Annotated in this window: 19 protein-coding genes; 18 read left to right on the forward strand and 1 reads right to left on the reverse strand. The window is 54.6% G+C overall.

Translation table 11 applies throughout. From position 1 onward, the window contains the following. The first annotated feature begins 263 nt into the window (after positions 1–263). From HYD27_RS14480 to HYD27_RS14540, 13 genes are all read left to right on the forward strand, one after another. Positions 264–875, forward strand: coding sequence for a DUF421 domain-containing protein (locus HYD27_RS14480; protein ID WP_219216466.1), 612 nt, complete (start codon positions 264–266; stop codon positions 873–875). 125 nt (positions 876–1,000) lie between these two features. After that, positions 1,001–2,347 (forward strand): APC family permease, encoded by a 1,347-nt coding sequence (locus tag HYD27_RS14485; protein ID WP_228745146.1) that lies wholly within the window; start codon positions 1,001–1,003, stop codon positions 2,345–2,347. A 1,143-nt stretch (positions 2,348–3,490) separates the two neighbouring features. Next, positions 3,491–4,174, forward strand: coding sequence for a biuret amidohydrolase (gene biuH / locus HYD27_RS14490; protein WP_219216275.1), 684 nt, complete (start codon positions 3,491–3,493; stop codon positions 4,172–4,174). A 68-nt stretch (positions 4,175–4,242) separates the two neighbouring features. Then, positions 4,243–5,247, forward strand: coding sequence for an ABC transporter substrate-binding protein (locus HYD27_RS14495; RefSeq protein ID WP_219216277.1), 1,005 nt, complete (start codon positions 4,243–4,245; stop codon positions 5,245–5,247). A gap of 11 nt (positions 5,248–5,258) precedes the next feature. Continuing rightward, entirely contained in the window at positions 5,259–6,080 is an 822-nt protein-coding gene (locus HYD27_RS14500; protein ID WP_219216279.1) for an ABC transporter ATP-binding protein, read from the forward strand. Continuing rightward, a complete protein-coding gene (locus HYD27_RS14505; protein WP_219216281.1) occupies positions 6,077–6,829 on the forward strand; it encodes an ABC transporter permease in 753 nt (250 codons plus the stop codon). Before HYD27_RS14500 ends, HYD27_RS14505 begins: the two co-directional genes overlap by 4 nt. Then, positions 6,826–7,899, forward strand: a complete 1,074-nt coding sequence (gene atzD / locus HYD27_RS14510; protein ID WP_219216283.1) for a cyanuric acid amidohydrolase — start codon at positions 6,826–6,828, stop codon at positions 7,897–7,899. The genes HYD27_RS14505 and atzD overlap by 4 nt, the downstream gene beginning before the upstream one ends. 24 nt (positions 7,900–7,923) lie before the next feature. After that, positions 7,924–8,355 carry a cupin domain-containing protein gene (locus HYD27_RS14515; RefSeq protein WP_219216285.1) on the forward strand — a complete coding sequence of 144 codons (432 nt, stop codon included), beginning with the start codon at positions 7,924–7,926 and terminating at the stop codon, positions 8,353–8,355. Between the two features lie 14 nt (positions 8,356–8,369). Then, positions 8,370–10,004 carry a PucR family transcriptional regulator gene (locus HYD27_RS14520; RefSeq protein WP_219216286.1) on the forward strand — a complete coding sequence of 545 codons (1,635 nt, stop codon included), beginning with the start codon at positions 8,370–8,372 and terminating at the stop codon, positions 10,002–10,004. A gap of 4 nt (positions 10,005–10,008) precedes the next feature. Further along, entirely contained in the window at positions 10,009–11,793 is a 1,785-nt protein-coding gene (gene atzF, locus HYD27_RS14525) for an allophanate hydrolase (RefSeq protein ID WP_219216289.1), read from the forward strand. A gap of 1,167 nt (positions 11,794–12,960) precedes the next feature. Beyond that, positions 12,961–14,925 carry an AraC family transcriptional regulator gene (locus tag HYD27_RS14530; protein WP_219216291.1) on the forward strand — a complete coding sequence of 655 codons (1,965 nt, stop codon included), beginning with the start codon at positions 12,961–12,963 and terminating at the stop codon, positions 14,923–14,925. A 65-nt stretch (positions 14,926–14,990) separates the two neighbouring features. After that, entirely contained in the window at positions 14,991–16,019 is a 1,029-nt protein-coding gene (locus tag HYD27_RS14535) for a FecCD family ABC transporter permease (protein ID WP_219216293.1), read from the forward strand. Beyond that, complete coding sequence (locus HYD27_RS14540) at positions 16,016–17,038, forward strand: FecCD family ABC transporter permease (RefSeq protein WP_375373918.1); 1,023 nt, start codon at positions 16,016–16,018, stop codon at positions 17,036–17,038. The genes HYD27_RS14535 and HYD27_RS14540 overlap by 4 nt, the downstream gene beginning before the upstream one ends. A gap of 272 nt (positions 17,039–17,310) precedes the next feature. On the opposite strand, the gene HYD27_RS14545 is transcribed toward HYD27_RS14540, so the two are convergent. Continuing rightward, positions 17,311–19,587: an AraC family transcriptional regulator gene (locus tag HYD27_RS14545; RefSeq protein WP_219216295.1), complete on the reverse strand. Its 2,277-nt coding sequence runs from the start codon at positions 19,585–19,587 to the stop codon at positions 17,311–17,313. Between the two features lie 627 nt (positions 19,588–20,214). Here HYD27_RS14545 and HYD27_RS14550 point away from each other — a divergent pair. The 5 genes from HYD27_RS14550 (at position 20,215) to HYD27_RS14570 (ending at position 26,365) form a co-directional block, all read left to right on the forward strand. Further along, entirely contained in the window at positions 20,215–21,162 is a 948-nt protein-coding gene (locus tag HYD27_RS14550) for an ABC transporter permease (protein WP_228745150.1), read from the forward strand. Between the two features lie 27 nt (positions 21,163–21,189). Continuing rightward, positions 21,190–22,095, forward strand: coding sequence for a carbohydrate ABC transporter permease (locus tag HYD27_RS14555; protein ID WP_219216299.1), 906 nt, complete (start codon positions 21,190–21,192; stop codon positions 22,093–22,095). Between the two features lie 65 nt (positions 22,096–22,160). Next, on the forward strand, positions 22,161–23,783 hold the full coding sequence (locus tag HYD27_RS14560; RefSeq protein ID WP_219216301.1) for an extracellular solute-binding protein: 1,623 nt from the start codon (positions 22,161–22,163) through the stop codon (positions 23,781–23,783). 72 nt (positions 23,784–23,855) lie between these two features. Continuing rightward, complete coding sequence (locus HYD27_RS14565) at positions 23,856–25,241, forward strand: alpha-L-fucosidase (protein WP_375373919.1); 1,386 nt, start codon at positions 23,856–23,858, stop codon at positions 25,239–25,241. A gap of 38 nt (positions 25,242–25,279) precedes the next feature. Continuing rightward, positions 25,280–26,365 (forward strand): carbohydrate-binding family 9-like protein, encoded by a 1,086-nt coding sequence (locus HYD27_RS14570; RefSeq protein WP_219216304.1) that lies wholly within the window; start codon positions 25,280–25,282, stop codon positions 26,363–26,365. Positions 26,366–26,370 lie beyond the last annotated feature (5 nt).

Here is a 26,370-nt window from a genome sequence, read left to right on the forward strand (position 1 = left end):
AGTGAAAATGACAAATAACACTGAGCCTGAACAGAATTGCTGTCAGGCTAGCGTCTTTAGGCGCAGTTTGGCAACAAGGGGTTATACCCCAAGAGCAAACCACCCGTTGGACGGGTGGTCCTGATTTGTCCATCGCCGTTTGCCTCGATCATAAAGTGAAATCAGGTGAAAGGGGAAATATAGCTGCAGGTATAAATCGTCTCCTTTATCCCAACAACTTAAAGTACATCAACAGACATTGAAGGAGAATGATAACAGTGAATATGCAGGATGCCTGGAATGAGTTTTGGAGATCGCTGGTTGTTATTTCCGCCGCGATGGTGCTGCTGCGGTTAGCCGGCAGAAAATCCATTTCACAGATGACCATTCCAACAACGGTCATTATGATCTCCATCGGAACGGTGATTGTACAGCCGATTGCCGATAAAAGCATATGGATGGCTCTCATTGCCGCCGTTACCTTTATCCTTGTGCTTATGTTAGTGGAATTTCTGCATATTAAATGGGACTGGTTCGGCAGCATGCTGAGCGGCGCTGCAACGATGGTGATTAAAGATGGCGAGGTACAGATGCAGCAATTAAAAAAGCTGCGCCTGCCGCTTGATCAATTGGAAATGAAGCTGCGGCAGAGCGGTATTTCCAGTGTCGGCGATGTCAAAAGCGCGACGATCGAGACGAACGGACAGCTTGGCTATGAGCTGTCGGAAGAGGCGAAGCCGGTCACGGCAGGCCGGCTTAAGGCCCTGCTGGCAGAAATGGCGGAAGCGCAGAAGCAGCAGGAACCGGAAAAGTCAGAGAAGCCGAAGCAGCTGAAAGAGCCTTCCTTGTTTGCCGCCTCCATGCTGGACGGGAAGACGGGCGACAACGCCGGATAAGCCTGTTTGAAGTTTTGCGATTTTTTTCACAAAAGGTTTGATCAATGGAGAACACCTCATTTATAATGATGCAGAGCCGCAAAGCGGCTTCGTCATTTTGTAACGGGGAAAGGTTGGCTCAAGCTATGGCAAATGAAATGCTGCAACAATCAGAACAGAAATCTATGCAAAGATCGGTTACTTTTATTCAGGCGCTGGCTCTCGTTGTGGGGATGATTATCGGTTCCGGCATATTCTTGAAGCCGGGCATTGTCCTCGGGAATGCCGGGACGCTTTATATGAGCCTTTTGGCTTGGGCGGCGGGAGGCATCATTACATTGGCATCCGCCTTGTCGGTGGCGGAAATCGCTGCGGCGATACCGAAATCCGGCGGGCTGTACATCTATCTCCGCGAGCTGTACGGAGAGGTGTTTGGCTTCCTGCTCGGCTGGGTGCAGACGGTGATTTCCTATCCGGCTTCGGCGGCTGCGCTGTCCATTGCTTTTGCTACATATTCGGGGTACTTTCTGCCGATGAACGGCTTCCAGCAGAAGCTGCTGGCGGTAGCGATTTTGGCTTTTATTTTAATTATGAATATGATTTCGACCCGGTACGGGGGCATCATCCAGACGCTGGCGACGGCCGGCAAGCTGGTGCCGATTGCCGGAATCGTTGTGTTTGGCCTGGTTTCGGGCGAGGCTCCCGGCTTCGCCGGTATTCAGACGGGAGCGGCGGCCGGAGCGGGGTTTGGCGCGGCGATTTTGGGGACGCTGTGGGCGTATGACGGCTGGATTGGAGTGACCAACATGGCCGGGGAGATCCGCAATCCGTCCAAAACGCTGCCGAAGGTTATTTTTGTCGGCGTGATGTTCGTTATGATCGTATATGTTCTCTTTAATATAGCTATCTTTAAAGCGCTGCCTTTTGAGACGATCGTTTCTTCGAAAACGCCGGGCGCGGAGGCGGCGGAAGCGCTGCTGGGCAGCGGAGGAGGCGCGTTTATTACCGCCGGCATTATCGTTTCGGTGCTTGGAGCGCTCAATGGTTATTTGATGACGGCAGCGAGAGTTCCGCAGGCGATGGGGGAACGCGGGGAAATTCCGTTTGCGCGCACGCTGCGGCAAATTCATCCCCGCTTCGGCACCCCGGCGAATGCGCTGCTGTTCCATAGCGGGCTGGCGGTGTTGTACATTTTCTCGGGAACCTTTGATACTTTGACGGATTTGCTTGTATTTGTATTATGGATCTTCTTTACTATGGGGGTATTCGGTGTATTCCTGCTGAGAAGGAAGAAGCCGGCGGAGAAGGGCGGCTACCGGGTTCCGTTCTATCCGTTTACTCCTATTGTCGGCGTGGTGGGAGGCGCTTATATTTTGGCAAGCACCGTAATTGGCGATCCGTTCCGCTCCCTGACCGGGATTTTGATTACACTGGCCGGCCTTCCGGTGTATTATTATATGAATAACAAGAAGAAGGGAGAGCCTGCCTCTTGAACGAATGGAACGAAACAATGCGCACTTTATTGAATTACCGCTCTTACCGCCAATATTCGGAGCAGGCCGTTCCGGCACGTTGTTATGCCGCGCTGCACCAGCTTTAGACTCCAGGATGCCTGGACCCTGGAGATCCGGATTCAGAGCAAGATGAATTGTATATAAAATGACTACAACAAGCTGACCTGGACACCACGCCCCGGTCAGCCTTTTTTGCGTACGCCCAGCATGGGCGTCATCTTTAGGGTGAAAGTCCCGAACGGGGGCTGGCGAGCGCCTACCGTTAGCCAAGGGCAAGGGTGTCCACCGTGAGGTGGAATCTGAAGGAAGCCGGAGGCAAAAGCACGGGCCAAGGTACACGAACTGGATTGGAGGCTGTGTCAGTCGGATAAGTCACCTTAACAGGACGAAATCCAAAGCCGCCAAGGGCTGGCGCGGTATACTCCAGGGGTCGCGGGCAGACAGATGACGTTCTGATCTGGGGAGACCTGTCAGATAAGCAAGGAAAAAAAACTTGTAACCGTAGCCGGGAGGCTGCGCTGAACGGGCAGGAGTCAGCAGAAGCCATAGTCCGTAAGCTGTGGCAACAGCTTACGGAAGGGCAGAACCGAAAGGAGAGAGGAAAGCGATGCGTTCGCAGGAAGAGCAGAGACAGCAGAAGATTAACCTTTTGGAACCGCCGTATGCCGACCCGCATGTACGGTGGTGTGAGAGGACGGGGGCTTACCGCCCTCTCCTACTCGATAGATAAGAATTTATTTTATATGTTTTGGGGTCCCTGCAAAGTACCTGAGTCATCATCGAAGCCAAGGCCCCTCTTTGTGGGGTTATTTTATCTCTCTATCTGTGTATCGCCTGTGCCGGATCGGCGCACGGCACTGTATCCTGCTAGAAGGATAGCGCTTCCTGCTTATCATTTCTATCGACATTATTCGCTTAGATCACACCAGTTTTAGTTGTAATATATAACATAGGAAGTTAATTTTATGGATAATTACAAATGGAAACATCTATTCTTTGTAAAAAAAACGAAGACTTCATAAATTTGTTGTAATATAATCTAACACATAGAATAGGATGCAGACAAAATGTTATATAAACTAACATTAATCGACACTGCTGATTAGAGAAGGAGATGACAATATGCAAATTACAGCATCGCCTTATGTGTGGCCTTACGATGGGGCCGTGGATCCCCGCAAGACGGCGCTCATGATTATCGACATGCAAACGGACTTCTGCGGGAAGGGCGGGTACGTGGAGCAGATGGGTTACGATCTGTCCCTGACGGCCAAGGCGATTAAGCCTATACAGAGCCTGCTTGAGCGTATCCGGCGTATTGAAGGATTCACTGTCATCCACACCAGGGAAGGGCATAAACCGGATTTATCTGATCTGCCCGCCAACAAGCGGTGGCGCAGCCGGCAGATTGGTGCTGAAATCGGATCAGAAGGGCCGGCCGGCCGGATTCTCGTCAGAGGCGAACGCGGCTGGCAGATTATCGAAGAGCTTGCGCCTGCTCCGGGCGAACTAATAATTGATAAGCCGGGCAAGGGGAGCTTTTATGCTACCGATCTCGACTTGATCTTAAGGAACCGGGGAATTACCCATTTGATCCTTACAGGAATTACCACTGATGTATGTGTACACACCACAATGCGGGAAGCAAATGACCGGGGATATGAATGTCTGATTCTGGAGGATTGCACCGGAGCAACCGACTTAGGCAATCACCGGGCAGCTCTGGAGATGGTGAAGATGCAAGGAGGCGTATTCGGCAGTGTGAGCCATTCGGACGAGGTGCTGAAGGCACTGGAGCATTATTGATCTTTATGCAGCGCAGCCCGCCAGGCTATCGGCAACTACAATAACATCATAACGGGGGGAATTATCATATGTGGAATACGTCCAGAAAAGCAATGCTCATCCTGTTGTCATCGCTCATGCTTCTGATTACTGCCTGCGGTTCCGGGCAGAATGCCAAGGTTGACAGCCGGGGGGATTCGGGAGAACTGAAGAAGGTTGTGCTGCGGTTGAAATGGATTCATCAGGCACAATTTGCAGGGTTCTACACCGCCGTTGAAAAAGGCTACTACAAGGAGGCAGGCCTCGATGTGGAAATACGGCCTGGCGGATCGGATTTCCCTTCAGTGCAGATGGTGGCCTCCGGCAGTGAGGAATTTGGGGTGACCGGAGCCGATCAGATCGTCATTGCCAGAGAAAAAGGGGTGCCTGTCAAGGCGTTGTCGACCATATACCGCAAAACCCCCTTTGTCATGTTCGCGTTAAAGGAATCAGGGATTGCTACCATGGAGGATCTTGTAGGCAAAAAGGTGGGCATTAAGCTTGGCGGAAATGAAGAGCTGACATTCCGGGCTATGGAAAAAAGCGCGGGCATCGAAGCTTCCGAAATCGGGGAAATGCCGATCAAATATGATCTTAGCCCGCTGCTGAGCGGTCAGGTGCAGGCATGGCCGGGATATGTAATTAATGAAGTACTGGCTGTGCAGGAGCAGGGCAAGGAAGTGAATATTATTGACCCGAATGATTACGGAATCAATTTCTATGCGGACACGCTGTTCACAACGGAATCCGTTATTGAGAAAGACCCGGAAATGGTCAAGAGCTTTGTTCAGGCTTCCATGAAAGGCTGGGACTATGCGCTGAAGAATCCTGAAGAAGCTGCCGAATTCGGCTTGAAATATGGCGACAAGCTGGAGCTTGAGCATGAGGTGAACATGATGAAGGCGAGTATTCCACTGCTGGTGCCGGATCAATTGCCGCTCGGTTCCATGGAAGAAGAGGCTTGGGACACACTGCAGAAGAGCCTGATTGAACTGGATTTTCTAAAAAAAGAGCAGGATCTGAAGGCACTGTTTACGAACGAATACCTGGAATAGGAGGCGGGCATATGACAGCGGTGATAAAGGAACAGGCACAACCTATTGCGGAGGCACGCGACCTACAGGATGGTGGAGCGCGGGAAGCCATGCTTTCGTTAACGAACTGCTCGCTGTCCTTCGGAGAGGTGCAGGTGCTGGATCAGGTAAATCTGGATGTATACCGGAATGAGTTCATTTCCATATTGGGTCCAAGCGGTTGCGGAAAATCGACCCTGCTAAGGCTCATGCTGCAGCTGCTCGTTCCTGATAAAGGAGGGGAGGTAGTCTATACCTCTTCCAGCCTTTCGCTGGGCATGGTCTTTCAAAAGCCGGTGCTTATGCCGTGGCTGACCGCAATTCAGAATGTAATTCTGCCGCTCGAACTCGGCAACAAGAAGAAATTTACGAAGAAGGAGGCACGGGAGAAGGCGGAAAGCGCGCTGCGCCTGGTAGGTCTTCAGGATTTCATGGATCACTTTCCGCATCAGCTCAGCGGCGGCATGCAGCAGCGGGCGGCAATTGCCAGAGCGCTGGCTGCCGATCCCACAGTTCTCTTGATGGATGAGCCTTTTGGTGCCTTGGATGAACTGACCCGGGAGAAGCTGAATTTTGAACTGCTCCGCTTGTGGGAGAGCCCGGAGACCAGCCTGAGCAGCATTGTGATGGTTACCCATTCCATCCAGGAATCGGTGCTGCTGTCTGACCGTGTCGTGATGATGTCACCCCGGCCTGCCGGGGTGACGGATATTATTCCGGTTCCGCTCCCTTCACCGCGTGAGGCGGGGATGGAGGAGCGGCCGGAATTCCATCTTACGGTCAAGGAACTGAGAAAGAGGGTCAAACATTTATGACAACCAAACTTAAAGACAGCCTCTATCCGCTCGGTTTTGGACTCGGGTTTCTGGTGCTCTGGGAACTGGCCGTGCGCCTGTTCTCCGTACCTGTGTATTTGCTTCCCGCTCCGACCCAAATAATATCGGCGATCGAAGGCTCTCTAGGCTCGCATATGCTGGTTACGCTGATGGAAGCTCTGGCCGGATTTATTCTTGCCAATATTCTCGGATTTGTGACTGCGGTTATCTTCGTTCACTCCAAGCCGATTGAGAAGGGGGTATTTCCGCTGGCCATTGCCCTGAAGACCACGCCGATTGTAGCCCTGGCTCCGCTGCTGGTGGTATGGCTGGGTACCGGATATTCCTCCAAAGTGGTGGCGTCCATGCTGATCTGCTTTTTTCCAATTCTGGTGAACAGTGTGAAGGGGCTTAAAGCGATTGAGTATGAAGCCTGGGAGCTGTTTGCTACCTATAAAGGAACCCAATGGGAGATCTTCTGGAAGCTGCGTCTGCCGTCGAGTCTGCCGTACATTTTCTCCGCACTCAAAATCTCAACCTCCCTGGCCATTGTCGGTGCTATTGTCGGCGAGTTTGTAGGAGCGAATAAAGGACTCGGATATGTTGTGCTGGTCTCGTCCTATCATATGGACACTCCAATCATGTTCTCGGCGATTATTGCCTCGGCGGCCTGCGGCCTGCTGCTGTTCTGGTGTATCGGCCTGCTGGAGAGGAAAGTCATCTTTTGGACAAGGAGCGATGATCTATGATGAAGTGCTCAGTCATTAAAGTGCCTGCGGGTGCTCCGCATGATATGACGGGCCTCCGGGCTTCCGTTGAAGCGGGCAGCATCCGGCCCGGCGAGGTGGTGGCCGTGCTGGGCAAGACGGAAGGCAACGGATGTGTCAATGATTTTACCCGGGGCTATGCCGTGCTTGCACTCAAGCAGTTCTTTGCCTCGTATCCGGAGGGGAAGGAAGACAAAATGTCCTTCATTATGTCGGGCGGAACAGAAGGTGTGCTGAGCCCGCATTTCACAGTGATGAGCCGCAGCGGCTCATTCATGCCTGGAGAAGCAGGAAATGGATTGAAATCACTCGCGATTGGCGTTTCGAGAACGAGGGACTTACACCCGGAGGAGCTTGGCCGTAGAAGTCAGGTTGATGAAGTGGCAGAGGCGGTAGCCCGCGCTGTCCTGGATGCCGGAATCGAATCGGCGGAAGATGTGCATTTCGTACAAATCAAATGTCCGCTGCTGACTGCAGAGCATATTCATGAAGCCCATGCCAGAAATGCTGTACCTGTGACAGAGGATACCTACAAGTCCATGGGTTATTCCAGAGGGGCTTCGGCCCTGGGTGTTGCAGTGGCGCTGGGAGAGGTGGACCGCGAAATTCTGCTGGATAAGGATATCTGCGTCAATTGGGAGTTGTACAGCAAGGTGGCTTCCTCCTCGGCAGGCAGTGAGCTGTCCTGCTGCGAAATCATTGTGTTCGGCAATTCTCCGGCTGCGGAAGGTCCGTATTATATTGATCATGATGTGATGAGGGATGCCATTGACGGCGCGGCACTGCAGCGCCTGATCGACCGGCATCGTGAGGATGAACTGGTTCAGGTGCTGGCCAAGGCGGAAGCTGATCCGGCGGGATATGTCCGGGAACGGCGCCATACGATGCTGGATGATTCCGATATCAACCATACCCGGCATGCACGTGCCGTGGTTGGCGGAGTGCTCGCTTATGTATGCGGTGACCCGATGATCTATGTTTCCGGAGGCGGGGAGCATCAGGGGCCGGCAGGCGGCGGACCGGTGTCGGCCATCTTCCGCAGAAACCAATAATATAACATCATGGAGGAATGACATATGCTCACACAGGACACGGAAGTATTGACAGCAGAAGCTATGAGCTGGGAATTGATGCCGAATCACATTGAGCTGTATCACCGCGAGATCGTCTCGGCGGCACAGGCGGATAAATTGGGCATACGGATGAGCTCAATACTATGGGAGAAACTGGGCGTTGGGGGACAGGTGGTTCCCCACTATCACGATGTAGTGGAAATTATTCATATTACCGTTGGCGAGGTTAAGCTGCTGAGCGGCGGCGAATGGTACAGCTACCGGGCGGGGGACACCTTTCACGTACCTGCAGGTGTGGTCCATTCGGTAGCGAACGCCGGGGACTCGCCTTCCGAGCAGATCAGTATTTTTCTGCCGAGCGAGGAGCAGGCTCTGCCCAACTCCTTTTTTGGCACAACGATTATTGAAGATATCTATTCCTCCAAGTTAAAGTAAAGGCGGCGCTCTCCATGGCGAACAATGTAATCACAGGTCTGACCTGCAGCGATATTCTATTGATTCCTGATCTCAAGGAAGCGGTTGTGCTTGCCGGAGCCGGAGGCTTGCACCGCTACATTAATCGCGTAAACGTTATGGAGGTTCCCGATGTCATTGATTGGGTTCGCCCAGGGGAATTCCTGATTACCAGCGGATTTCCCTTCCGGGACCAGCCTGATTTGATCTCGGATATGATCCCGCAGCTGAATCAGAAGGGCGTTTCTGCGCTGGGCATCAAGACCAAACGGTTCATCGATGAGGTGCCGGCCAGGGCGCTGGAGCTTGCCGACCAGCTGGATTTCCCCATTTTCGAACTGCCGTCTTCGACTTCTTTCTCCGATGTCGTCAGAGATATCATGGAGCGGGTGCTGGTTCAGGAAGCGAGAGAGCTCTCCCAGCTTCAGAGCCGTTTTCAGAAGCTGTCGAAGCAGCTGCTGCACGGCGACGGCATCGACGATTTCCTGCACACCCTGGACGGAATGCTGCATAATCCCATTGTACTGCTGGATGATGCGGACCATGTGTTCTGCTCTCCGCAGGCAGAAGGGCTGAACCTTAACAACCAGAGCCCGATCTGGATGCAGCTGAGAGATGAGGCGAATCTCGGGATCAGCTTCATTACCCTTGGAGAGCGGCGGATTCGGGCTTATGTATCTGCAGTCAATGACAAACAAATGAATCAGTGTCTGCTCATTCTGCTGGAATGGAACCAGGAATTGACCGTGGTGGATCAGCTTACGATTGACCGGGTGGGTGTCCTGGTCGGACTGGAAATGATTAATGCGAATGCCCGCAGAGAAGTTGAGCTGAAGTATGTGGACCAGTTCCTGCAGGACTGGATCAGCGGAAGAATCGTTGCCGGTGAGGATTTGAAGCTGAGGGCTGAGGCCTGCGGCTGTCCGCTGCCCGATCAGGCTTTGACTGCGGCGGTGGTCGGCTGGCTGGAGGAGAAGCCGGAGCTTAAGCAGATTCAGCAGGCCGTGAAGCGGGTCAGGGCAAGGGGAGACTTGCAGCATGTGAAGATGACCATTATTGAAGGTGAGCTGGCAGTTACGGCAGCCGATGCTCCGGACAGCCTGCTGAAAGAAACGCTTCAGCGTCTGCTTGCGGAGCTGAATATGGTGTTTGCGAAGGATTCCTATGTCTTCTGCATCGGCGACAAGGTGAGCCGTCCCGATCTGGTTCATCTCAGCTATGAGTCGGCCAAGAAGATCTGCCATATCCGCAGAATTTGCGGTTTAACCGATCCTTTTATTGATTACAGGAAGCTGGGCGTCTTCAGGCTGCTATATCATTTGCCTGACCTCGAAGAGATCTGGGATTACCGTGATCAATATCTGATTCCCCTGCTTGAATATGACAGCAAGCACAATGCTTCCCTGCTGCACACGCTTAGCCTGTATTTCAAATACAACCGCAATGTGAAAAAAGCCTCTGCCGCATTGTTCACCCATTACAATACGGTTACTTACAGAATAGAACGCGCCTGTGAGCTGCTGAACTTAAATTCGGACAATGGGGACGATATGCTTGAGCTTCAGCTGGCTCTTAAGCTGCATGAAATGAGGCCGTCCGGCAAGCTGAACAACCCCCAGGATAGGAGATGACATAATGGATATAGCAAAACTGCCGCTGAAGCTGTCTGCGGGATGGCTCCGGAACCAGTACAGAAGCGGAGCACTTACACCGGAAGAAGTCATCCGGGAAATCATCCTGCGTTCGCTGCAGGATGAAGAGATGAATATTTGGATCGAGCCTCCTTCCTATGAACAAATTCATCCTTATCTGGAGAGCTTAAGTCATCTGGATAAGGAGCGGTATCCGCTTTGGGGGATTCCGTTCGCCGTCAAAGATAATATAGATGTCCGGAATTATCCTACAACGGCTGCTTGTCCTGAATTCAGCTATCTGCCGGAGTGCCATTCGTCCGTCGTAGAGCGACTGATCGCCGCGGGGGCTATTCCGCTGGGCAAGACCAATCTGGACCAGTTCGCCACAGGGCTGGTTGGCACAAGAACTCCACACGGCGCTGTGCATAACGCGCTGAGACCGGAATACATCAGCGGCGGCTCCAGCTCCGGATCAGCTGTTGCTGTGGCCAGAGGACAGGCGGCTTTCTCGCTAGGTACAGATACTGCAGGCTCAGGGCGTGTGCCTGCAGCATTAAACGGTCTGGTGGGATACAAACCGAGCTTGGGGGCTTGGCCTACCCGCGGGGTAGTTCCGGCCTGCGCCAGCCTGGATTGCGTTACGGTGTTTGCGAACGGGCTGGAGGATGCCCTGCTGGTTGACCGCCAGGTGCGCGGCCTGGACCCTACTGATCCCTGGTCGCGCAGTATTCGCCGGCAGGCTGCGCAGCTTCCTGCGAAGCTGCTGTTCCCTGCAGAGCCGCTGGTCTTCTATGGTTCCCACGGGGAGGAATACCGGCTGGCATGGGAATTGGCCCGGACCTCACTGCAGAAGCTGGGGATTCCAGTGGAATATGTGGATTGTGCAATGTTCTTGGAAGCGGCTTCCATCTTGTATGACGGACCCTGGGTAGCCGAGCGCTGGTCTGATCTGGGGGAGTTTGTGCAGAGTCACAGGGATGTTGTACTGCCTGTGACCGAGCGGATTCTATCGTCGGGAAATGCGGAGCGGCATACAGCCTCCGGGCTGTTCCAGGCGATGCATCGGCTGCAGGAGTACAAAGGCGAGACCCGGATGCTGCTCCGAAATGCGGTGCTGGTTATGCCAACCTGCGGAGGAACCTGGAGCAGAGAGCAGGTGGAAGCCGATCCGGTCAGGACCAATTCGGAGATGGGCCGCTACACCAACCATTGCAATCTGCTGGATTTGTCTGCGGCAGCCATCCCCGCCGGTAGTGCCTCTGAGGATATGCCCTTTGGCATCACGCTGTTTGCGCTTGCGGACAATGAGCACCTGCTGGCCGGTGCGGCCAGCCGATTCCTCGGGGAATCAGGGGAGAAGGAGGCAGCAGAAACGGCCGGGGGTCCCTTGGCCTCAACGCCTGCCGGGGAGGAATGGACAACCCTTGCGGTCTGCGGCCTCCACATGCGGGGGTTCCCGCTGGAGAAGCAGATGACCGGTCACGGCGCTTATTTCTTGCGGGAGGCACTGACCGCACCTTGTTATGAGATGGTTAAGCTGCAGACAACACCGGCCAAACCGGGATTGATCCGTAAAGCGGAAGGCGGAGCCTCAATTCAGCTGGAGCTGTGGAAGATGCCGGTGCAATCGGTAGGCCGCTTCGCGGCTCTGATTCCGTCACCGCTGGGGCTTGGCAGAATTGAACTCCAGGATGGCAGCGAAGTGATGGGCTTCATCTGTGAAGGTTATGCCGAAATGGCTGCTGAGAATGTGACAGCCTTCGGCGGCTGGCGGTTTGTTTTTTAGCCGAGGGTCAGAGGAATTCTGGAGATACGATACTGTTCGCCTTTAAAGACCGGTTTCAACCAGTAATCGTATACCAATCAGGAAACCGGGCTTTAGCAGCGGGATCGGAAGAACCCTCTGAACCTGCCGGACTTCATTCACATCGTCAACCGCTGATTTTGGTTTTGAGCCCAAAAAAGGTAATTTAATGTATAAGAATGGAACCGGCGGACCTGAAAACGCTGATGGAATGCAAGGAGATTCAAGGGAAGTTAAGCGAAGTGTAAAAAGTAACACTAATGGGCTGGAATTCCGGCTTTAACGGGCTTTAGTGGGATTTTGTACACTTCATGGAGGCCCGTTCACCGCATCCGGCTGATTTCAGCCGGATTAGCTGTACTTTTTCCCACTAGGGATGATCCAGTATCCGATTATGTTGGATTAGTTATCCTTTTTGCCACTAAAATGGCCGCCCTTTGGACGAATGGTTCAAGTTCATCTTAATGTAGGCGTATTCCTCTGCAAGGGGGCGAAACGGATCGATTAGGGTTCCTTTTTTCCGCTAACGCTTGCGAAAAAGCGGCTGAGGGGAGTATGAAGTGACCTTTTTCCGCCTGGTTTTCTGCCTGGCTTCAGCAGCCAGCCTTACACCTGAAATGCAAACAGCTGCGCTGGCCAGTCAAGGACGGCATAGCCGTTTTGTTCAAAGATAATTTATATGTTCACGCTATACATTAGCCTTATCTTTCTCGCTGAAACGGATACCGTCCTTATAAGGACGGCGAAGCCGTTTCCACTTATTGAAGGAAGAAAAATACATAAACCCTTGTTCCATAAGGGATTTGAGAGATAAGCATCCTTAGCTCGCCTCCTTTACGGCTCACCATTTCAGGTGCAAGTGGCAGCAATATCGTGGAGGTTCGAGTCCTCTTGACCGCATTAGAGAAAGCTTCAGTCTTTGTACTGAGGCTTTTCTCGCTGAAACGCCCCGTCCCTTATATAAGGACAGCGAAGCCGTTTCTGCTTGTTTTTACGTTTATTTGAATGGTGCCATGCGTTCATTCGGGACATTGGACACCATAAGATTCAAAAAAACTCATTTCGGTATACCCTTCAGCGAAGCTTCCCCTTATAATGAGAATAATAATCAATATCATTTATTTCGATAAAGAAGGGAAGGGCAAGCGCATGAAGTTATTTCAAAGTCCAGGGCCTCTCGCTGCATGGAAGCTGGATCTGGAGCTTGCCATATGGGAGCAGGCACAGGTGTCAGTAGTGGATATTCGGCATCAGCGGCTTGTTCCGGGTGCGGTAATTCGGGAATATACTGCACCATCAAGCATCTTTCTGTACGCCTATGGCGGCGGTGGACAGGTACAATTGGACGAGACGTCATATCAACTGGACCGATTCGGTCTTTTTCACGGCGGCAAGGGAACCAGGCTGTCGGTTTCCCCTGTTCAGGAGCCGCTGGATTGTTATATGGTGCTGTATCGAGCAAGAGTCCCCCTCTTAGGCCGGCGCGGGCTTAACCGCATGTCGGAGGCGTTTCCCTTTGACAGGCAATATGCTCTTTGCCCGGATCACCCGCTGTTTTTTGTCAGTCAATTGAGGGGGATGCATGAACGTTGGCAGGCGCCTTCACCATTGCGGAGGTTGTCTGTAAAGACATCCTTTCTCCAACTGGTCTGCGAAATCTATGAAGAACTGGCATCCGGCAGAAGTGCAAGCCTGCGGCCCGATCTGGTAACAATGGCCCGGAACTATATGGCCCTGAAATATAATGAAGCCTTCTCCATTCAGGAACTGGCACAGCTGCTGCACATAAGCTACAGTCATCTGTACCGAATGTTTAAGCAGCAGACAGGTGAAAGCCCCCAGGACTATTTAATTCAAAAACGGCTGGAGGCGGTTCAAAGGCATCTCAGGGACAGCAATGCCTCCATGCGGGAAATTGCATTGGCCTGTGGCTTCACGGACGAGCATAATCTGATCCGAACCTTCAAGAGCAGGCTGGACATGACCCCTGGCGAATATAGAGAGAAAATGTCGATCATGAAGAGAGATGACGGCATTGGCTGTAAGGCTTGCCCCCTTTATACTGATGAAAGAATTGTTCGCCAATTCAATTTTCAGGACAAAGGGGATTATGGGATGAGATATATAACGAGAGCGAATCTGGTCATGACGGCCATGCTGGGGATAACGTTGCTGTTATCGGCGTGTGGCGGAGGGACGGCGGCAACAAATGCCGAAACACCCGCATCATCGCCTGCCCCGGCTGTCCAGTCGGAGCAGCCGACGAGTTCTCCGCAAGCCGCAACAAGAATTGTCAAGACTGTCAAAGGGGATGTAGAAGTGCCTGCCAATCCGCAGAAGGTGGCTGTAAACTGGTACGTTGGCGATGTTGTCGCGTTGGGAATTAAGCCGGTTGCCTTTTCAGGGTGGAAGCAGCCAACCATGCCCTTCTATGACGAGCTTGACGGAATAGAGTCGCTTGATCCTTGGGAAGCGGAAAATATTATGGTCTATGAGCCGGAAGTGATCGTAACTTATGATGCGGCAGAATTTGACAAGCTGTCCAAGGTTGCCCCCACTTTGGTCGTAGAAGAAAGTTTGTCTCCTGAGGAGCGGCTGGCGTTTCTTGGAGAGGCGCTGGGCCGGGAAACAGAGGCCAAGGCGATGATTGATGCCTTCAGTAAAAAGCTGGAGGAAGCCAAGGCCAAGCTCACCTCCGAGCAATTTGCCAACAAAACCTTCAGCATTATGGAAGACTGGGGGCCATCCGGAGATTGGAGCGGCGTCGCCTACGAGACCTCATCAAGAGGAGGGACACTGTTATACAAGTACCTTGGCCTGAAAAAACCCGCAAAGCTGGAGGAACTGATAGCGGAAAACGGAGAGGGGCGGGCAACGCTGAGCTATGAGGTAGCGCACCAGTACTTCGGCGACTATATCTTCTGGTTCCGGCAGGAGGGCAAGGAATCTGCTTATGCCAAGACGGATATTTGGAAGAGCATCCCTGCGGTTGCGGGAGGGCGTGTGCTGGAAATCCCCGGCGAATATCAAGGTCTTTTCTATTATAATGATCTTGGAAGTTTGAAGGAACAACTGGATTATATTATGGAAAATATCAACGAACTGGTCAAATGATCTTTTGCAGAGCATGTTCTTACCGATGTGAAGCAGATACAGATTGTCAGGATAGGTGAAGAAGGATGAAGCAAGTACATGCAGGTAAACAGTCAAAAGGCGCGGCAAAGTATACCTTGTTCATGGCATTGGGGGCCGTTCTCTTGTTGTTCTCCATGGCCGCGTCCATTTCATTTGGCGCTGCCGATATGAACCTGGCCACGGCGTGGAGTGCAATCTTTGCCTTTGACCCCAGTGTGACGGAGCACCAGATCATTCAGACCTTGCGGTTTCCCCGGACAGCAGCAAACGTTATCGTTGGCACCAGCCTTGCCGTTTGCGGCGCTATCATGCAGGGTACCACCCGCAATCCCCTGGCGGATTCAGGCCTTATGGGCATCAGCTCCGGTTCCGGCTTCGCTATCGCTTTGTGCCTCGTGTTTCTTCCGGACAAGACCTATCTGCAGACGATGCTGTTCGCCTGTCTGGGGGCGGCGCTGGCAACGGGGATGACCTATTTTATTGCCAGTATGGGCAAGAGGGGGATGACCCCCCAGCGGCTGGTGCTGGCGGGCATCTCCATCTCTATGATGTTCGGTGCCTTCAGCTCGTATCTGTCCATCCGCTATCGTCTGGGCCAGGCGATGGCCTACTGGACGGCGGGAGGCACCGCCGGTGCCACATGGACGGAACTTGCCCTTGTATCTCCGTTATTTGTCGCGGGGACGATCGCTGCGGTTGCGCTGGCTCCTTCCATCACCTTGCTGAGTCTGGGAGAGGATGTCGCCGCAGGGCTGGGGCAGCGCACTGGTGTAATCAAAGGGTTGGCTACCGTAGTCGTGCTGGTGCTTACCGGCCTGGCTGTAGTTGTAGTGGGTCCGGTGGGCTTCGTGGGACTGATTGTGCCTCATATAGTTCGCTATATTGCCGGAGTGGATTACCGGCGCATTATTCCCGCCTGCGCCCTGTACGGAGCGCTGTTTGTAGTGGCGGCTGACCTGCTTGGACGACTGATCAACCGGCCCTATGAGACTCCGCTGGGTATTATTTTTTCGGCTGTCGGTGTGCCTTACTTCCTTTATCTCGCGCGGAAGCCACGGGGGGAGTTCGCATGAACCGCATGACGGGCAAGGGATTTTCAAGGTCACGAGAAATCGGCATCGTTGTCCTGATGCTGGTGCTGGTTGTTGTGCTGGGAATAATCAGCGTCAATTCCGGCAAAATGAATCTCACGCCTGCGGAAGTGCTGAAGGTGCTGCTGGGCGAGGGAACGGAGCAGCAGAAGCTCATTGTTTTTGACTTCCGTCTGCCCCGGATTGTGCTGTCCATCCTGGTGGGCATCGGCATGGGTGCTTCAGGCTGCATCATGCAGAGTCTGCTTCGTAATGACATGGCCAGCCCGGGAACTCTCGGAATCAGCTCCGGCTCCGGACTGTTCGTGATTCTGGTCATCGCCGGTTTTTCTCTGGACGGCATGTCATCGGCTCTGCTCCTGCCAATTCTCTCTTTTGCAGGCGGGCTTACGGCGGCCTTGCTTATTTTTCTGCTGTCCTACAAGAGGGGCCGCGATATTTCGCCAACACGGCTGATCCTGACCGGGGTGGCTGTGGGGAGCGGCTACAGTGCTTATACTTTGCTGATTACACTACGACTGGATCAGAATCAGATGGAATTTGCCCAGCGCTGGATGGCAGGCAGCTTATGGGGGGATGATTGGAAGTATCTGGCCGTATTGGGGCCATGGGTGTTGGTGCTGGTGGGTTATACACTGTACAAGTCCAGGATTCTTAACACCATTCGTCTGGGAAATGATACGGCTACGGGTCTCGGGCTGGCAGTAAAGCCGGAATTTCTCGGATTGTCTATGGCAGCGGTCGCTCTGTCCTCCGGCAGCGTGGCATTAGGAGGCAATTTCTTCTTCGTGGGCATGATCAGCCCTCACCTGGCCCGAAAGCTGGTGGGCCCCAACCATAAGGTGATGCTGCCGGCGGCTTCCTTGGCAGGTGCGCTGATCGTGCTGCTTGCGGATACCATTACCCGGATTGTCAGCATGGGCAGCGATGTTCCCACTGGAATTATCATTACGCTGCTCAGTACGCCATACTTCTTGTATTTGCTGGCTAAGTCGGATTAAAGCCAGTTCTCCCAGCGGCTCACGGATGAGGCGCCGGACTGTAATGAAAGGTAGTTGTAGCAGGTTGGTCCGGGGGTTCAGCAGAGTCAACCGCATTGATCGCCGGCCGGCAAAAAGACCTTTCACGGCAGGAGCAGGAACGCACGAAGCGGCAATTTCCCGAATAGACGGGGAATTGCCGCTTCGTTGTGAGTTCACCCCAGCCGCCTGCTTCAATGGCATCATAGATTCTTTTGAATAATATGATTGTTTGCCATCCTCCCGCCTGAATACTAGCGCCCCCCGTTGCCGCCGGAGAACAGCTTGCGGTATTGGCCGGGCGTGTGGCCGGTTTCCTTCTTGAACCGGCGGATGAAGTTGGGCGTGTCGAGATATCCGACCCGCTGAATGATGTCTTTAAGCGGGTCGTTGGTGGTGGTCAGGTCGGTAATGACGGCGGCCATCCGCTTTTGCCATACATATTGCACGAAATTAATGCCCACCTTCTCCTTGAAGGAACGGCTGAAATAAGACATCGAAATGGAGTAATTGTACGAAATTTCCTCCAGGCTTAAGGAGTGGTCCATGTAATGGGCGTCGATGTACTGAATGATCTGGTCCATTAAGGAACGGGCTTCCTTCTCCTCCTTCCATTCCACCTGTTCGCAGACATGGGCGATCAGGTTCAGGCAGTGCCGGTACAGCTCGTCCAGCGAGGTAAAGACGAGCTGTACCGGCAGCTTGGCGCTTACATGCTCCACGCCGGCTTCGATGGCGGTCTTCACGATCGTATTGACCATGTCGACGCTGATATAGCGTACGAACTTGACGGACAGCTCCGGCGTCCGCAGGTAGTCGACGGCTTCCTGCACCGTCTGCTCCGCCACCTCCCTGTTCCCCTGCTTCAAGCTTTGGGCCAGCATCAGCAGTACGTTCTTCGGCATCCAGCACGCTTCGTCGCTTACGGCGGGCAGCTTGCTGAAATAAGTGATGGACCCGTTCCCGGGAGACAGCCGGGATTCATAAGCCGAGCAGGCTTCGATGAACGATTGGTTGAGCCTGTCCGGATTATCGTAGCAGGTACCCACGCCGACTGCCGGGTGAAGCTGGTAATCGGCATGCAGAAGATCGTGCGCCGCCTGGACGATTCCGCGGAACTGGCGCTGCTCCTCCATGCATTCCAGCGTGCCGAAGCTGACGATCAGCGCGATCTGGTCCGGCTTCGGCAATTCCACGCAGTACACGCGCGCGTCGTACTCCGGAAACTCGACCTCGGACAGCAACTGCTGCATCGCTTGCCATTCCTGGACGTTTTCGTGCTCCTCGGCGCCGTCCTGCCTGCCGATCAGCATTGCGAAGTGCCGGTTCCGGTTAAAGGAAACATCGAGCGTCTGCAGCAGGTACGGCGGCAGGCTGCTGACGTTTCCGTGGCGCAGCAGCATCAGCAGCAGATGGTTGCGGGCGTACGGCTCCTGCAGGTCGGCCCGGTCGCTGTATTCCTGCAGAGCGGAGCGGATGCGTTCCAGCTCGTTGCCCGGGGAGGGCGCGCCGCCTGCGGGCTGTTCCTCCCTGTATTTGGAGTTCGCGAATTCGAACAGGCTGAAGATCGGATGGTATTGCCTGCGGGCGAGCAGCAGGGCAAACAGGGCGCCGAGCAGGACGACTGCCGAGAACAGCAGGATAATGAAGCTGCGGATATGCAGGACGTTGCTGAAGAATTGGGAGCTCGGCATCAGCGTAACGTACTGCCAGCCGTTCTGGTCCGATTTTACGGAGACGACCGAATGGGCGACGCCGTTCAGCTGCACGCTGTGAATGCCCGGTTCCAGCGATACCAGGCGCTGCAGCTCCCCGCCGGGAAGCTCATCTTCCCGGTTGTTGTTCGCAGCCAGAATGCGGCCGCCGGAATCGACGATATAGGAAGAACCCTGATAGTTGCCCAGGATGGAGTCGATCAGGCCGGTTAGTTCGGATTCCTTGATCAAATACATCAGCGTGCCGTGCGGAGTCGGACTGTTCGGCGTGATGGGCACCAGGTAAGCCAGCATCGACTGGTTGAAGCCCGGTTTCCGGTTGAACAGGTCGGCCGGGCGCATTGTCGCGTAACGCAGTCCGTTCAAGTCTTCGACGATGGAATCGGTGCTCCAATTGCGGAAGTTGAACGTGCCTGAGAACACCTCGAGGCTGTTCATTCCGTCAGTGGAATAAATATTGGAATCGCCATGATAATAAAGGAACATCTCCCCGATAATCGGGCTTGTCGCCTTATAAAGCTTCAATGCGTCGGTGGCTTCGAGGACATAGTACGGATCGTGCACCCGATAGCGGGCAAGGCGTTCGTCGTAGGCGGCGTGTGAGGATATATCGTTAAGCTGCTTCATATGGCTGTTCACGATTGTTTCGGTCTGAAGGAGCTGATTCAGGTGGGACTGCTCGATTTCCGCGCGCAGGTTGCTTGCGGCGTTATTGTAGATAAGCAATGTCAGACAGATGAGAGGTACGAGCAGAATAAGCAGATAAGATGACATATATCTCAGAAATAACCTGGACTTGAAATAATTCAGCTTCATGCTTACCCCCTTGGCTTGCCAAAGAATTTTATGAATGCGCTTTATTTCTGGAAATGTAAAGCCAGTGTCCAAAAAAAATCAAGTCCGGATATGTTGTTTATGACGATAACCGTACACCATTTACGCGCGCTTGAGAAGAGGCCCGGGTATGTCTTTTTTTACTTAACAGTGCTCCGCTCAAGCCTTCTGAGCCTTTCCGTTCCGCGCCGGAACAGGCATGAAGCCGCCTCCGGTCTTATATTTTCGGGTTGCTCGAATGTAAAGGCGGCGTAAACGGAATGTCAAAAAAAACATAGCGCGGCACGGCGGGAGAAACGGAAACTTCGGAGGCCGATTTTTCCTTGTCATATTTTCTGACATATTTGGAGCATGCCATATTAACACTGTTTACCCGGCAGAGCGAAAATCACATGTTTACGGATAACCGGTCCTTCTGTAGACTACGGGTTAGCCGGGAAACACATAGAAGCATACCTGCTGCGGCTCTCTCTATCATTCCCATCACACATTGGAAGGCAAATCCTCCGAATTGGTGGCAGTATAGTTAACGTTAGCAGGAGGCTTACTCGAAACGGGAAAGGAGAGGGGCCCGATATGGTACAAGGGAGCAGCAAAGCCGCATTAGATATGTCCCCCATACCTGCAAAACAGCAGGAGAAGAGGCGCGGGACAGGGAGGACGCTCAAAAAAATAGTTCGAAGCTGGCGGTTATACGTCTTTATGGCTCCCGCATTGCTTACTGTTCTGATCTTTAACTACTTGCCGATGTACGGAATTCAAATCGCCTTCAAAAATTATGTTCCGGCCTTCGGAATGGGCGGCAGCAAATGGGTAGGATTTGATCATTTTAGCCGTTTCTTCAATTCTTATTACTTCTGGGATTTACTGTGGAATACACTTAGCATCAGCCTTTACGGCCTGGCGATAGGCTTTCCGCTGCCGATCCTGCTGGCCCTCGCCTTCAACGAGGTGCGCAACGGGGCGTTCAAAAAAACGGTTCAAACGGTAACCTACGCACCCCATTTCATCTCGACTGTCGTGATGGCGGGGATGATCATTACGTTTTTGACCCCATCTTCGGGGATGATCATCAACCTGCTCGAAGCGCTCGGCATTACGGCGCCTAACTTTCTGACTGATCCTCGCTGGTTCAAAACGATGTACGTCTTGTCCGATGTCTGGCAGACCACGGGCTGGGGCACCATCATTTACTTGGCGGCGTTGTCGGCCGTCGATCCGGGCCTGCATGAAGCGGCCATTCTCGACGGGGCGTCCAGGGTGCAGCGCATCTGGAACATCAACATTCCGGTGCTCGTTCCGACCATCACCATCCTGATGATTCTGAATGTCGGAAGTCTGCTCAGCGTCGGCTATGAAAAAATACTGCTGCTGCAGAACCCGCTGAACATGTCCTCATCGGACGTCATTGCCACCTCCGTTTACCGCACCGGTCTGCTGGAGGCGCAATACAGCTATTCCACGGCCGTCGGCTTGTTCAACTCGGTCGTTAACGCCGTCATGCTGATTGTCGTCAATCAAATCGTCCGGCGGACAAGCGAGAACAGCCTTTGGTAGAAGGCGGAAGAAGGGAGTGATGCAACAATGATACCGGCAATCAAGGAAACCAAAGGCGATAAAGTTTTTCTGGCGATCGTGTATTTCGTCCTCATTCTGGCGCTGGCCGCCGTCGCCTATCCGCTAATCTATATTTTGAGCGCTTCCATCAGCAATCCGAACGTCGTGGCGTCCGGCGAGATGTGGCTCTTTCCGAAAGAAATTACGTTTGAAGGCTACAACCGGGTATTCGATGACCCCGCTATCTGGAACGGCTACCTCAATACCATTATTTACACGGCTGCCGGCACGGCCGTCAATCTCGCGGTCACCCTGCCGGCCGCTTACGCGATGAGCCGCAGGGATATGATCGGACGCAATCTGTTTATGGGACTGTTCATGGTCACCATGTTCTTCAGCGGCGGGCTGGTCCCGACTTATCTGGTAGTCAAAGATCTCGGCCTTGTCAACAGCATGTGGGCGCTTATCCTGCCGGCAGCTACGTCGGTATGGAACCTGATCGTCTGCCGCACCTTCTTCCAGTCCTCAATGCCGAAGGAACTGCAGGAGGCGGCGGAAATCGACGGATGCAGCGACTTCCAGCTGTTCTTCCGGATCGTCCTGCCGCTGTCGACGGCGCTGATCGCCGTCATGGCCCTGTTCTTCGGGGTCGGGCACTGGAACAACTATTTCTCCGCCATGATTTATTTGAATGACCAGGCCAAATATCCGCTGCAGCTGGTGCTGCGCCAGATTCTCGTGCTGCAGCAGATGTCGGCGCAATCCGGAGCCATCAATGCGGACATGGCGTCCTCGCTCAACAACAAGGCGGAAGTAGCCGCACTTGTGAAATACGCGGTCATTATCGTATCCACGCTGCCGGTTATCGCGCTCTATCCGTTCCTGCAGCGGTATTTCGTCCAGGGTGTCATGATCGGTTCCGTCAAGGGATGATCTTGCCATAGCATTATCGCTACGCCGCTTGTTCTGCCAAGCCATTATTTAAGGGAGGATTGTCTATGAAGAAGGGTCACAAAAAGGGGGCGGCCGTATTATCGGCACTGCTGGCGTTTTCCATGCTGGCTTCCGCCTGTTCGTCCGGCAACGAGGGGTCGGGCAATGCGCCGGCTTCGGACAGCAGCACTGAAGGGGCAAACACGGTGAGCAAGGACGGGTTCCCGATCGTTCAGGAACAGATCACGCTCAGCATGCTGGCTCCCAGCGCCGAGATGGCGAATTGGAGCTCGATGCCTACGGTTCTGGCGATGGAGGAGCTCTCCAACATCAAGGTGGAGTTCCAGACCGCGCCGATCGACAGCTTCCCGACGAAGAAGAATCTGACGTTCGCCAGCGGGGAACTGCCGGACATGCTGTATGCCGCCGATTTGACGCCCGCGGAGCAGGTGAGCTACGGCACGCAGGGCCTGTTGCTTCCGCTTGAGGACCTGATCGACGAATACGCGCCGAATCTGAAGGCGGTGCTGGACGCCAATCCGGATGTCCGCAAATCGATCACGACGACGGACGGCCATATTTACGCGCTTCCTTATATCGATACGACAGCCGTCTGGTACCGCGGGCCGATGTGGTATAACGGCAAATTCCTGGAAGCGCTCGGCGCCGGCGAGCCGACAACGACGGAAGAGCTGTACCAATACTTGAAACGGGTCAAGGAAGAAGACCCGAACGGCAACGGAGAGGCTGACGAAATTCCGCTCACTTCCGTCAAGCTGGACGACCTGCGGATGTTCTTCCTCGGCTTCTGGGGCATTTACAACGAGGTATATTACGCGGATAAGGACGGCGGAGTGCATTACACGCCGCAGGAGGAAGGCTACAAAGGGTACTTGACATTCCTGAACCGGCTGTGGGAAGAGAACCTGCTCGACCACGAGACGTTCTCGCAAACGGATGACATGAAGAAAGCCAAGGGCGGCAAAAACCAGATCGCTCTCTTCAGCGACTATCATCCTTATTTCACACTAGGCGGGGAACCGCGGACAACCGATCCGCTGATGACGCCGGTCAGCAGCGAAATCGCCGGCACGCCCGTATACGGCAAGCATCCCGGTATTTCATCCAACGGCAACTTCGCTATCACTTCCAGCAACCAGCATCCGGAAGCGACGATGCGCTGGATCGACTATCAGTACAGCTATGAAGGCGCGACCCTCTGGATCCAAGGTCCGGAAGGGCTGATGTGGGAATATGTGGACGAGGCGAATAAAGTGAAGGCGTTCAAGGAAGTGCCGGGCGGCGGCGACCGCGAGGAGTACCGCGCGACGCTGACGCCGAACTACGGCATCGTGACACCGGGTGTCAATATTCCCGAGTTGACGAACGGCCTGCGCTCGGAGCTTGACGACTGGATCATCGAGCAGAACGAAGAGAAGCTGGTGCCGATTGCCAAATCGCCGTTCCCGCGCGTGTACCTCGACAACGACCAGCAAACGGATGTATCGGCCCTGATGTCCGACCTGGATACTTACGTCAAGCAGATGGAAGCCAAATTCGTAACGGGAGCGGAGCCGCTGGAGAATTGGGACGCTTATGTCAGCCAGCTGAAGAAGATGGGCAGCGACCGCATCGTGGAGATTTATCAGGCAGCCTATGACCAATGGGATAACGAAAACGCGAATTGACAAGTAGGGAGAAGTGGCTGATTCCTGCCGGAGCAGGAGGGATCGGCCCTTTCTATGAGGAGGAGAAACGTTGTGGCGGAAACCAAAGACAAGGCGCCGGAGCAGGAGCTGGCCGTGCACGGAGGCGTGCATAATTACAGCAGCGAGCAGGACTGGGTGAAGCCGGAGGCCCCGCTTCTTCTGGAGCGGCTGGAATGGTTCAAGGATCAGAAGCTCGGCCTGATGATGCATTGGGGGCCGTATTCCCAACTGGGCGTGGTGGAATCGTGGGCGCTCAGCGACGGCGACGCGGACTGGGCGCGGGACTGCATCGACTGGGGCGTGGAGGGAGAGGAGCTGAAGCGCGAATATTTCGGCCTGAACCGGACGTTCAACCCGATCCGTTTCCAGCCCGGGCTGTGGGCGGAGCTTGCGGCCGAGGGCGGCTTCAAATATTTGAATTTCACGACCAAGCACCACGACGGATTTTGCATGTGGGATACCCACACGACCGATTACCGGATTACGGGACCCGAAACCCCGTTCCACCGCCATAAATACGCAGACATTTGCTGCCGGCTGTTCGACGCCTTCCGGGAAAAGGGGCTGGCGATTTCGGCCTACTTCTCCAAGGCGGACTGGCATACGCCTTATTATTGGGCGCCGGGCATGGAGCGCGGCAGCCAGATGTGGCGGGGGCCGTCCTATGATCCGCGGCAGTACCCGTGGCTGTGGGAAAAGTTCGTGCAATTTACCCATGAGCAGATCATGGAGCTGATGACCCGGTACGGGCGCATCGACATGCTGTGGCTTGACGCCGGCTGGGTTAATGCGCGCCGGAACCAGGATATCCGGCTCGGCGAGGTGGTAGAGCGGGCACGCCGGATTCAGCCTTGGCTGCTTACGGCCGACCGCACGGTCGGCGGACCGTATGAAAACCTGATTACGCCGGAGCAGACGCTGCCGGAGCAGCCGCTGAACGTGCCCTGGGAGAGCTGCATCACGATGGGCACGTCCTTCTCCTTCAACTATGAAGACCGTTACAAATCCGTCCGTCAGCTGGTGCATCTGCTCGTGGAGATCGTGGCCAAGGGCGGCAACCTGGCGCTGAACGTCGGGCCCCAGCCGGACGGCCGGCTGCCCGCCGCTGCCATCCGGCGCATGAAGGGACTGGGCCAATGGCTGAAGGTTTACGGGGAAGCGATTTACGGAACGCGGGTGTGGGAGCCGTATGCCTCCGGCGCGGTGCGCTTCACCCGCAAGGGAGACGCCGGCTATGCAATCCGGCTGTACAAGGAGGGGGAGCGGGTCGAGGAAGAGCTGACGCTGCCGCTTGAAGCGGAGCCGGCTGCCGTCGATCTCGTCGGCGGGACGGCTAACCTCGATTTCCGCCGCTGCGAAGCGGGCATTGCCGTCCGGATTCCGGAAGCGGCGCGCGCCGGGGAGACGCCGGCCGCGCTGGCGCTTAGGATCAGATGAACGGCAGCTAAACAGCGCATAGACGGGGAGGAATGACAGTGAAATGGAGTGCGGTACCGGAGCCGGACATCGAATACGCACCGAGAAGCTACCTGTGCCTGCGGGCGGAAGGCGGGCTCACGCTTGACGGCAGGCTGGACAAGGCGTTCTGGGACAAGGCTCCATGGACGGAGGATTTCGTGGACATCGAAGGCGGCCGCAAGCAGGTTCCGTCCAAACGGACCCGGGTCAAAATGCTATGGGACGACGAGTATTTCTATTTCGGCGCGGAACTTGCGGACGACGAAATCTGGGCTACGCTCACGGAGCGGGATTCGGTTATTTTTAACGACAACGATTTTGAAATCTTCATCGATCCCGACGGGGATACGCACCGGTATTACGAATTCGAAATCAACGCGCTGAATACGGTATGGGACCTGCTGCTCGTCACGCCTTACCGGGACGGGGGACCGCCGGTGAACGGTTGGGACATTCAGGGGCTGCGCACGGCCGTGCATATAGATGGGGAATTAAATAATCCGTATGCCGATAACCGGAGCTGGAGCGTCGAGGTGGCGATGCCGTGGAGCGCGCTCAAGGAATGCGCCGCCGGGGGGCGTCCGCCCCTTGCCGGCGAATGCTGGCGGGTCAATTTCTCGCGCGTGCAGTGGAGGGTGGAGACGCAAGACGGCCGATACCGTAAGCAGGTGAACCCGGCTACCGGCAAGCCTTATCCGGAGGACAATTGGGTCTGGTCGCCGCAGGGCATCGTGAACATGCATTATCCGGAGCTGTGGGGCTACGTCGTCTTCGGCGGCGCCGGGGCAACGGGCGGGGAAGGGCAGGAAGTCCGGCGGGCCCAACAGCCGCAACATGCAGAAAGGCATGGCGATTTCGTACTTCCGCCGGATGAGCTGATCAAGTGGCGCTTGCGCCGCCTGTATTACCGCCAGCGGAATCATTATGCGGAGCACGGGCGGTTTACGGATGATCTTGCGCTGCTGGCCCAGGGAGAGACGGATTTGGCCGCGCTTGCGCCGGCCATTGAGACCGGCACCGGCCGGTTCCAGCTGTCGGCGCCGTCCGCTGACGGCACGGAGAGGTATTGGATACGCGAAGACGGAAAATTGTGGAAGGAGTGAGCCGG

This window comes from Paenibacillus sp. S150 (genome assembly GCF_019352175.1).
Lineage (GTDB): Bacteria > Bacillota > Bacilli > Paenibacillales > Paenibacillaceae > Paenibacillus_AQ.